Origin of the sequence: Sphingomonas sp. (assembly GCF_035317925.1) — a bacterium.
Taxonomy (GTDB): domain Bacteria; phylum Pseudomonadota; class Alphaproteobacteria; order Sphingomonadales; family Sphingomonadaceae; genus Sphingomonas_I.
The window spans coordinates 26,657-36,071 of sequence record NZ_DATHFV010000030.1; the positions used below are offsets into that span (position 1 = coordinate 26,657).

A 9,415-nucleotide genomic window follows, 5' to 3' on the forward strand; every position below is an offset into this window, starting at 1 on the left:
TTCGACGCTGTCAAGCGCGGGCCGAAGGCCTCCGCCGCGGGGCGGCGTCCGACTGCCGGCGCACGAACGTGTAATCGAGCAATATGTGTTTGGGCGCCGGCCGCATCGGGCCGCGCCGCGCGCGGATTTCGCTCGCGAGCAGGTCCATCGCCGCCTGCGACATGTCGCGGATCGGCTGGTGGATCGTGGTCAGCTCGGGCCAGATCGTCGTCGCCAGCGCGGTGTCGTCGAACCCGCACACCGTGATGTCGCTCGGCACGTCGAGCCCGTGGCGATGCGCCACTGCCACCGCCGCCGCCGCCATGTCGTCATTGGCCGCGAAGATCGCCGAGGGCTGCTCCTTGAGGTCCAGCAGCCGTTCGGCCGCGTCGAGGCCCGAGCGGTAGGTGAACAGGCCTTCCGCGACCAAGGCGGGATCGAAGGCGATGCCCATGCTTTCCAGCCCGCGCTTGTAGCCGTCGAGCCGGCGGCCGCTGGCGGTCTGATTGGGATTGCCCGAAATGAAGCCGATCCGGCGATGGCCGAGCCGGCCGAGATGGCAGGTCATGTCGAACGCGGCGCGCTCGTCGTCGATGCTGACCGCGCTGATGTCGGCGGGCGGGCGGCCGCTCGCCACCACCACCATCGGAATGCCCGCTTTCTGCAGCACGTCGATCACCGGCTGCGAATCGCACAAGGGCGGTGGCAGGATCACGCCGTCGATCCCGATCCGGATCAGATGCTCGGCCGCCTTCACCTCCTGATTGTCGATCTCGCATTGCTCGACGATCAGCTGGAGATTGCCGCGGCTCGCCTGGTCGAGCCCGCCGACCAGGAACTCGCTCAGATAAGCGGCGCTGGGGTTGGAATAGAGCAGGCCGATCCGCAATTCCTCGGCGCCGGCCAGGCTGCGCGCGGCGCGGTTGGGCGCATAACCCAGTTGCTGGATGGCGGCGTTGACGAGATCGCGCGTCGCGGCGCGGACGTTGGCCTCGCCGTTTATGACGCGGGAAACGGTCATCGGCGAAACGCCGGCGCTCGCAGCTACATCACTGATTGTTGGCGCGCTGCGCTGACGGCGAGAAATCTTCTGGTTCAACCTGTGCTCCGGCGCGATGCAGGCGTCGCCGCCCCCGAAGCCCTGCTTATCCTGTGTTGGCCCCATAGGCAAAAAAAGAGCGGCCGGCCCGTGGGCCGACCGCTCGAGGTGAGGAAGTTGGAAGAGGAGTTTAGAAGGTTCCGCGCAGGCCGATCATGAACTGGCGGCCCGGATTGTCGAGTTGCTGGATGGCGTTGGAGAACTGGAAGTAGTTGCCCAGCGTCGATTTGGTGAGGTTCACGATGTTGAACGTAATCTCCGGCGCATGCTTGAGCCCCACCAGTTTCTCCAGATCGAAGCTCGAGGAGAAGTCGGTCTGGTGGTAATCCTTCGTATAGAAGGCCGCCAACGCGATGCCGTTCTGGTTGGCGTTCGTTACCTGCGCGCCCTTCTGGAAGGTCGTCGAGATGCGCAGGTTGATGCCGCCATGCTCGTAATAAGCGGTGGCGTTGTAGGTGTACTTCGACACCCCCAGCGCGATCGCAGGCGCAGCACCACTGCCCTTCTGGTCGACGATCGTGGCGTTGGCGTTGAAGCCGAAGCCCGTCACGCCGAAACGCGCGGTCAGGAAGTCGAGCGGCTGGACCCACTGGAATTCCATGCCGTTCACGTCGAGCACGCCGCTGGCATTGACCTGCTGCGAGACCTGCACCGTGGCCGTGCCCGGGCCACCGCGCGAATTGATCGCGACCTGCTGCGTCGGCGACAAGGAGTCGAAGGTGATGCCGTATTGCGCCAGCGCCGAGAAGGGCTGGGTGACGATGCCGGTAGAAGTGAAGCCCTTCAGTTCCTTGCGGAACGCCGCGACGCTGATCAGGCCTTCATGCCCCGTATAATATTCGATGCCGAGATCGATATTCTTGGACGTGTAGGGCTTGAGCGCCGGGTTGCCGATCGTGGCGTTGTCGGCCGAGGGCGACGAGAAGTTCACGCCCGGCAGCTGCGCGTTCGGATCCGGACGCGTCATCGTCTCGGACACCGCGAAGCGGGCAACCGCATGCTCGCCGACATCGAGCGCGAAGTTCGCTGCCGGCAGCCACTTGGTGTAGCTCTGCGTCGTCGTCACCGTGTTGCTGATGTTCGGATATTTGCCGCCATCGGCCGGTGCCACCGCAGGTGCGGCCGGCGTGTTGCGCGGATCGGTCAGCGAAACCAGGCCGGCGATCGTCTGCTTGGTGTGAACATAGCGAACGCCGACATTGTAACGCAGGTCGCTGCCGGCGATGTCCTGGATGCCCGCCACCTCGGCATAGGCCGCCGGGGACTGTTCGCGGATATAGCCGCCGCTCGCGCCGGTGTTCGACGAACCCGCCGCCGGCGCGCTGTCGTGGAAGGCGTCATATTGCGACGCCGTCTTGAACGCCGGCCAGTTGAGCGTGATGAACCCGTCCGGACCCGGCAGCAGATATTGTGCCAGCGACGCGGTCGGGATCAGCGAGCCACCATAAGTGACCGGACCGCTCTTGCCTGCGGTGAATGCAGTGCCGTAGCCCGGATAGGTCGGATAACCCGCACCCGGGGTCGGGGTATTCAGGCCCTGGCAGGGCGGCTGCGAATTGGGCGACGGCACGAACACGTTCGGATTGTCGCCGCAGACCGCATTCTGCCACGCCTGGCTGTTGTCGAAGGCGCTGATCCGGCGCGAAATGTCGTCGTAATTGCCGCCGACGCGCAGGCTGAGCTTGTCGTCGCCCCAGGTCAGGTCGCCGCGAACGCCCTTGGTAATGTTCAGGCGCTTTTCGTCCTGGATGTTCACGCGGCCGCCATTCCAGCCGAAATTGGCCGGATTGTTGAGATCGACGTTGGACACGATCGACGGAATGCCGCCGTTGTTCGTGTAGGTGACGGTCAGGCCCGACGACGGCGGGGTGATGACCAGCACGCTCGGCGATTCGCGGTGGAAGGTGCTGCGGGTGTAATTGCCCTGGATGTTGAGCTTCAGGTTGCTCGTGATCTTCCACTCGGCGCCGGGGTTCGCGCTCCAGAACTTGGTGTGCTCGGTGTAAGGCCGATATTCGAGGAAGAATTGCGAATTGGCATAGGTGCCGCCGGTGACGGTGCAGCCCGTCGAGCAATCGGTCTTGTCATAGGTGGTGTTGAGCGGGATGATCGCGCCGTTGCGGCCGACCCAGTCCATGTCGATACGCTGCAGCTTGTTGGTCTTCGCGCCGACCAGACCGTCGATATAGAAATGCAGGTCGTCGGTCGGGCGCCATTCGGCGCTGATCACGCCGTTGAGGCGGTCGCGCGTGCCGTAATCGTCCAGCGTACGGCCGAGGCGCGGCAGGATGCCGTTGTCGATCTGCTGGATCGTGGCGCCCGGATTATGCGCGAGCAGGAAGGCCTGGTCGATCGTCGCGCCGGTGGTCAGCCCGTTGCCGGCATTGGCCGGAACCGTCGCCGGGATCGTGAAGTTGCCGCCGCCGGTCGAATTGGCGCCGGTCGCCGCGCCGAACTGCGCCGCGCTCAGATTGGGATTGGTCCAGCCTACTGATTCGAAACCGGTCGTGCGCTGTTCGGTACGGTTGCCGGAGACGCCGATCAGGATGCCGATCGTGTCGGATGTCGTGCTCGCGATCACCGATCCGCGGCCACCCCATTTGCTGGCAAGGTCCTCCTTGGTGGCCTGCGCATTGTAGGTGACGTGCGTGCCGGGATGGTCGAACGGCCGCGCGCTGCGGATATCGACGTTGCCGGCCGCGCCGCCTTCGAGCAGGTCGGCACGGTAGCTCTTGTCGACCGTCAGCTTGGTGAACAGGTCGGTCGGGAAGAAGCTCAGGTCGACCGAACGATCCGTACCTTGCGTATCCGCGCCGCCGGTCGAGGCGACCGCGATCGGCGCGCCGTTCAGCGTCACGTTGGTGAAGTTGCTGCCCAGGCCGCGGATCGCGACCGTGGTGCCTTCGCCGTTAATGTCGCGGCTGATCGTGATGCCCGGAATGCGGTTGAACGATTCCGCGATATTCACGTCGGGGAACTTGCCGATATCTTCCGCGAAGATCGAATCGGTGAAGTTGGTCGCGTCGCGCTTGGCTGCGGTCGATTCCTGCAAGCTGCGCCGATAACCGGTGATCACGATATCGGCTTCGGCAGTCGCATCGGGCGCCGCGGTCGCGGCAGGCGCCGCCGGAGCGGGCGCGCTCTGCGCGAAAGCGGGCGTGGCAAGCCCGGCCAGCACGGTTGCGCCAAGAAGCGCCACGCGGTGCGCGCGACGTGCAGGCGGAATGACTCGCATTGTATTTCCCCTCTCCCAAGCCCGGTCGGCTTCCCTCGCGAAGCGATCCGGACGTGCCGCCATGTTAGCGATCACATTATCGCTGATATCTCGCGTCGGCATTTGTCTGTCAATACCGCTCTTACAATCTGGTATTACCAATTTGAATTTTGGTATATCCACTTGTATGAGGAATACAGGCCCGCTAGCTTGACGGGCTGGGGGAGGATTGCTGCGTGGCAAGAAATGCCGAGGCGCCGACTGCGCGCCTCTACGAAAATATTGCGCGCACGCTCGAGCAGGCGATCGAGGTCGGCCGTTACAAGCCGGGCGGACGGCTGCCGTCCGAACGCGAGCTGTCCGACGAATTCGGGGTCAGCCGTCCGGTCGTGCGGGAGGCGATCATCGTGCTCGAAATGCGGGGACTGGTGCAGCGGCGCCACGGCGCAGGCGTCTATGTCGCCGCCAAGACGCCGCTGAAGCCATCGCCCGCCGATGAGGCGGACGGCCCGTTCGAGGTGACCGAGGCGCGCCGCCTGCTGGAAGGCGAGATCGCCGCGCTCGCCGCGCTCGCCGCCACCGACAAGCAGATCGAGGAGATGGAGGCGATCATCGCCCGGATCGGCGACATGCGCACCGATCAGGCGACGCGCGAACAGGCCGACCGCGCCTTCCATGTCGCGCTGGCGCGCGCGACCAACAACGATGTGCTGATCGGCCTGGTCGAAAGCCTGTGGGACAAACGCTACCAGTCGCCGCTCTGCGTCTATTTCTTCAGCCGCGCGCGTGACGCGGGCATCCAGCCGCCGGTCGATGAACATCAGGTCGTGCTCGATGCCTTGAAGGCGCGCGATCCCGACGCCGCGCGTCAGGCGATGCGCGACCACCTTGCCCGCGTGACCCAGAATCTGCTGATCGCGACCGAGGCCGACGTGATGGACCGCGCTCGCCTGCGCGTGGAAGAACGCCGCTTCGATTTCGCGCGGCGCGCCGGCGTGAAGCTTTAGGGCGTCCTTAGCCCTCTCCCGCTCGCACGCCGTCCGCCGCTTGCGGGGCCTGCGACGCGGGCCTAGCCTTGCCGTCCCCCCAAACAGGAGAACGTATGAAACGGTCCCTCCTTCTGACGGCAGCCTTGCTCATCGTCCTGCCGGATATCGCATCCGCCCAGGCCCCCCAGGACAATCGCGGCGATCGCCGGCCGCAGCAGGGCAACAACCGCCCTGGTCCTGGGCGTCCGTCCACTGGCGGCCCGCAGCGCCCCGATCGTCCCAGTCCCGGCCCCGGCCGCCCCAGTCCCGATCGCCCCAGTGCGGGCCGCCCCGGCTCTGGCGGCCCGACGACGCGTCCGACACCGCCGCACGTGCGGCCCGTCCGGCCGGGCGGCCCCCAGATCCAGCCGCCGCGCCCCGGTCAGCCCAACCGGCCCGGTCCGTCCCGGCCGCGTCCGCCGCAGCACCGTCCCGGTGCGGGCCGTCCGCCGCACTTCCGGCCGGCCCCCGGCCGTCCGTTCCACTATCCGTCGGGCTATCGCTACCGGCGCTGGTCGATCGGGCTGCTGCTGCCGCACCTCTTCCTGTCGTCGCCTTATTATTACGACGACTATTATTCGCTCGGGATCGGTGCGCCGCCGCCGGGCTATCGCTGGGTCCGTTATGGGCCGGACCTCTTGATGGTCCAGATCCGCACCGGCCGCATCGCCGATGTGATCTACGGCGCCTTCTACTAAGACAGGTTGCAGCTAACCCCCTCCCGTTTTCGGGAGGGGGTTAGGGCGTCGTAGCGCCGGGGCAGGGCGCGTTGGGCTCTAGCTTTCGCGCTGCCCATTGGATCGCCCTGTCGATCATCTTGAGGTGCGGCTCTTCCGCATAGGCTGACGCCTGATGGCCGAGCGCGGAGAAGAAGACGCGCCCCTTGCCGACGCAGCGTTCCCAGATCAGCGGATGGTCGCCCATCCGCAATTCGGGCGTCGCGTCGTAACTGCCCTCGTCCAGCCGGGCGAGGATGTGCGTGCCCGGCCCGCGTGGCGAAGCGGCGAACGAATACCATTCCTCGGTGCGCGTCCAGTCGGCGCCGAGATGCCGCATGATCGGGCTCTTGCGGTCCTCGATCACGATGCGGCCCTGCTGGAATTGCGGCGCGTGCGTGTGGATCGTGAACTGCGCGCCGATGACGTTGGTGACATACCATTGCCACGCATAATGCGGATCGCCGCCCGCGCCGTGCAGCGCGACGAAACCGCCGCCCGCCTCCAGCCAGTGCTGGAACGCCGCGCGCTGATCGGGCGAGAAGATATCGCCGCTGGTGCTGTTGAACACGACCACGTCGAACTGTCGGATCAGCTCGGGCGTGAACACCGCTGCATTTTCGGTCGCGAAGGCGGTCCAGCCATGCTTCTCCACCAGCTTCGTGATCGCGGCGGCGGCGGTCGGGATCTGTTCGAGGTCGCGATAGCCGTTGGTCTTGGAGAAGATCAGCACGGCCGGGTGATGCATTGTCGCGGGCAAAGGCGGCGGCACCGTGTCCCACACGGGCGTCGGCCAGTTGCGCATGTCGTGCGGGTGCGCCGGCCGTGAGATTTCGGGACCGGTCTGGGCCAGCACCGGTGCGGCGAGCATCAGCGCGAGCGCGGCGAGGAATGGTTTGCGCATCGCTCAGCGCCCCGGCGCGAACGGAAAGTCGAGCGCTTCGTAATAGCTCAACGGATGCGCCGGCGCGGGCACGCCCGGTGGCAGCGGCCGCTTCGAGAATGTCCCGAAATATTCGAGGCAGGCGTCGCGCCACCATTCCGCTTCGTGCAGCTGGATGGTGAGGAAGGCGTCGGTCTTCTCGAACCGCTGCGCGTCCACGAACGGCCTGAGCGCACGCCACTGGCGCTGCATCGCCGCGACCTGCTCGACGCCGGTCTGGTAATGGAGCGCGAGCTCGTCCCACAGGATACGCCCGGACTTCATTTTATAGTCCCACGGCAGGTGGTGGAACCACAGCAGGTCCTTGTCGGGCGTGGTCGCCGGATCGGCCAGCAGCTTTTCGATCGGCGCGGCATATTGGGCGATCGCATCGGTGCCGCTCGCGGTGCGCTCGACACCGATCCCGGCCGCGTCGGCCTGATGGTAATAAACCGGATTCCATTCTGCCCGGGCCAGCTCGTGCACCCACGGCGCGGGACCATGATGGTGTCCGGTGCCCATGATGTGGGCGAGGCCGAGCGGGGTCATGTAGTTCACCACTGCCTCGCGCGATGTCATCATCATGCCCACCACCGGCTGCACGACGCGCGGATCGGGCGCGAAGGTCATCGCCGCCCATTCCGCCGCAATGTCGCGCGACGATGCCTGTGGATTCCAGGCGAGCCGGCCGAAGGCGTACCAGTCGGCCTGGTTGAAGGTCGATCCGCTCCAGTCGCGGTCGGTACCGGTGTTGGCGATGCCGGCGATGCCGCTGATCTTCTGCGCCTCCAGCACATCGGCGACACTCGTGCCCGGCCCGTGCGTGAACGTGTCGGTCTTGAGCACTTCCTCGAACAAGGCGCCGACATAGACGGCGTGCGTCGCCTGGCCGAGATACTCCTTGGTGATCTGCACCTCGAGCATCAGGTTGGTCTTGGGCATCGCGCCGATCAGCGGCGAGAAGGGCTCGCGCGGCTGGAAATCGAGCGGGCCGTTCTTGACCTGGACCAGCACATTGTCGGCGAACTTGCCGTCCAGCGGCTTGAAGCTTTCATAGGCCTGCTTGGTGCGGTCGACGACCTTGTCGCCGCCCTGCGCGGCATAGACGAAGGCCCGATACATGATGACGCCGCCGTGCGGCCGCACCGCATCGGCCAGCACGTTCGCGCCGTCGGCATGCGTACGGCCATAATCCTGCGGCCCGGGCTGGCCTTCCGAATTGGCCTTGACCAGGAAGCCGCCGAAATCGGGGATCGCCTGGTAGATTTCGTCGGCCTTGGCCTTCCACCAGGCGGCGACCGCCGGGTCGAGCGGATCGGCGGTCTTCAGCCCGCCTATCTCCATCGGCGCGGTGAAGCGCGCCGACAGATAGACCTTGATCCCCCACGGCCGGAACACATCCGCCAGCGCCTTGGCCTTGGCGATATAGGCCGGCGTCAGGCTGGCGGCGGCGGCGTTGACGTTATTGAGCACCGCGCCATTGATGCCGATCGAGGCGTCGGCGCGCGCATAATCCGTGTAACGCGGATCCTTGTAGTCGGGCAGCTTCCACCAATCCCACAGCGAATCCCCGGCATAGCCGCGTTCGATATGGCCGTTCAGATTGTCCCAATGATCGAGCACGCGCAGATCGAGCCTGGGCGCGCTTTTAATGTCGATCCGGCCGAGCGGCTGTCCGGTCTGGACCAGCCGCAGGAAGGCGAAGCTGCCGTAGAGCAGGCCGCGATCGTCATTGGCGGCGATCACGGTCGCGGGCTTGCCGCCGATCGTCACGCTGCGGATCAGATAGCCTTCCCGGCCGAGCCCCTTGAGCGGCAGGTCGAGCGCGGCCAGCGCCGGCAGGCTGCGCGGCGTGCCGATCAGGATCGCGCCGGATCCGGCGCGTGCCGCATTGCCCACATCGTGACCGATCAATCCGGCCAGGCCGCGATGCATTTCGCCGAGTGCGGCGGCGAGCATTGGGGAAGGATCGCGCGGCGCCACGATCGCGGTCGCATGCGGCACCGATTCGGCACGGAGCGCCGCGGGCAGGGGGCGATAGCGTAGCCACAGATCATATCCGTCCTCGGCCAGCGCCTGACTCGTCAGTCCAATTAGCGCGCAAAGCGCGAAAAGCAGGCGCGGCAAACGCATCGTCCGAAAATCCTCTCATTGCGGGCCGGCTTTTGTCATGCCAGCTTATGGCGATTGACTCGACATGCCCTGCTATATCATGGGAGCGCTAACAATAAAGAAGCGACGCCGAGGGTTTGCCCGCGGCATGTTTCTGGGAGAGAGGAAAGAGCCGCCGATGCCTTCGGCGCCGGCTGCCTGATGGGAGAGAATTTTGCCCAGGATTACATCTGCCCGCGTCATCGTGACATCGCCGGGCCGCAATTTCGTGACGTTGAAGATCGAGACCGACGAGGGCGTCTACGGGATCGGCGACGCGACTTTGAACGGGCGCGAACTGGCGGT

Annotated in this window: 6 protein-coding genes and 1 pseudogene; 3 read left to right on the top strand and 4 right to left on the bottom strand. The window is 65.8% G+C overall.

Annotation, left to right across the window (positions count from 1 at the left end):
• Nucleotides 1-10 precede the first annotated feature (10 nt).
• Complete coding sequence (locus VK533_RS02225; protein ID WP_324374595.1) at nt 11-1,078, bottom strand: LacI family DNA-binding transcriptional regulator; 1,068 nt, start codon at nt 1,076-1,078, stop codon at nt 11-13.
• A gap of 130 nt (nt 1,079-1,208) precedes the next feature.
• The gene (locus VK533_RS02230) at nt 1,209-4,277 is read right to left on the bottom strand and encodes a TonB-dependent receptor (RefSeq protein WP_324374598.1); all 3,069 of its coding nucleotides are present in this window, start codon (nt 4,275-4,277) and stop codon (nt 1,209-1,211) included.
• 251 nt (nt 4,278-4,528) lie between these two features.
• Here VK533_RS02230 and VK533_RS02235 point away from each other — a divergent pair, with 251 nt between their 5' ends.
• Together VK533_RS02235 and VK533_RS02240 are read left to right on the top strand one after the other, a co-directional pair.
• Entirely contained in the window at nt 4,529-5,299 is a 771-nt protein-coding gene (locus VK533_RS02235) for a FadR/GntR family transcriptional regulator (RefSeq protein ID WP_324374600.1), read from the top strand.
• 95 nt (nt 5,300-5,394) lie between these two features.
• A complete protein-coding gene (locus VK533_RS02240; RefSeq protein ID WP_324374602.1) occupies nt 5,395-6,018 on the top strand; it encodes an RcnB family protein in 624 nt (207 codons plus the stop codon).
• 40 nt (nt 6,019-6,058) lie between these two features.
• Here the strand turns inward: VK533_RS02240 and VK533_RS02245 are convergent, their stop codons facing one another.
• Nucleotides 6,059-6,940, bottom strand: a complete 882-nt coding sequence (locus VK533_RS02245; protein ID WP_324374604.1) for a ThuA domain-containing protein — start codon at nt 6,938-6,940, stop codon at nt 6,059-6,061.
• A 3-nt stretch (nt 6,941-6,943) separates the two neighbouring features.
• Nucleotides 6,944-9,091 carry an alpha-glucuronidase family glycosyl hydrolase gene (locus tag VK533_RS02250; protein ID WP_324374605.1) on the bottom strand — a complete coding sequence of 716 codons (2,148 nt, stop codon included), beginning with the start codon at nt 9,089-9,091 and terminating at the stop codon, nt 6,944-6,946.
• 193 nt (nt 9,092-9,284) lie between these two features.
• Here VK533_RS02250 and VK533_RS02255 point away from each other — a divergent pair.
• Nucleotides 9,285-9,415 (top strand): annotated as a pseudogene (locus VK533_RS02255) (bifunctional D-altronate/D-mannonate dehydratase); the annotation flags it as partial.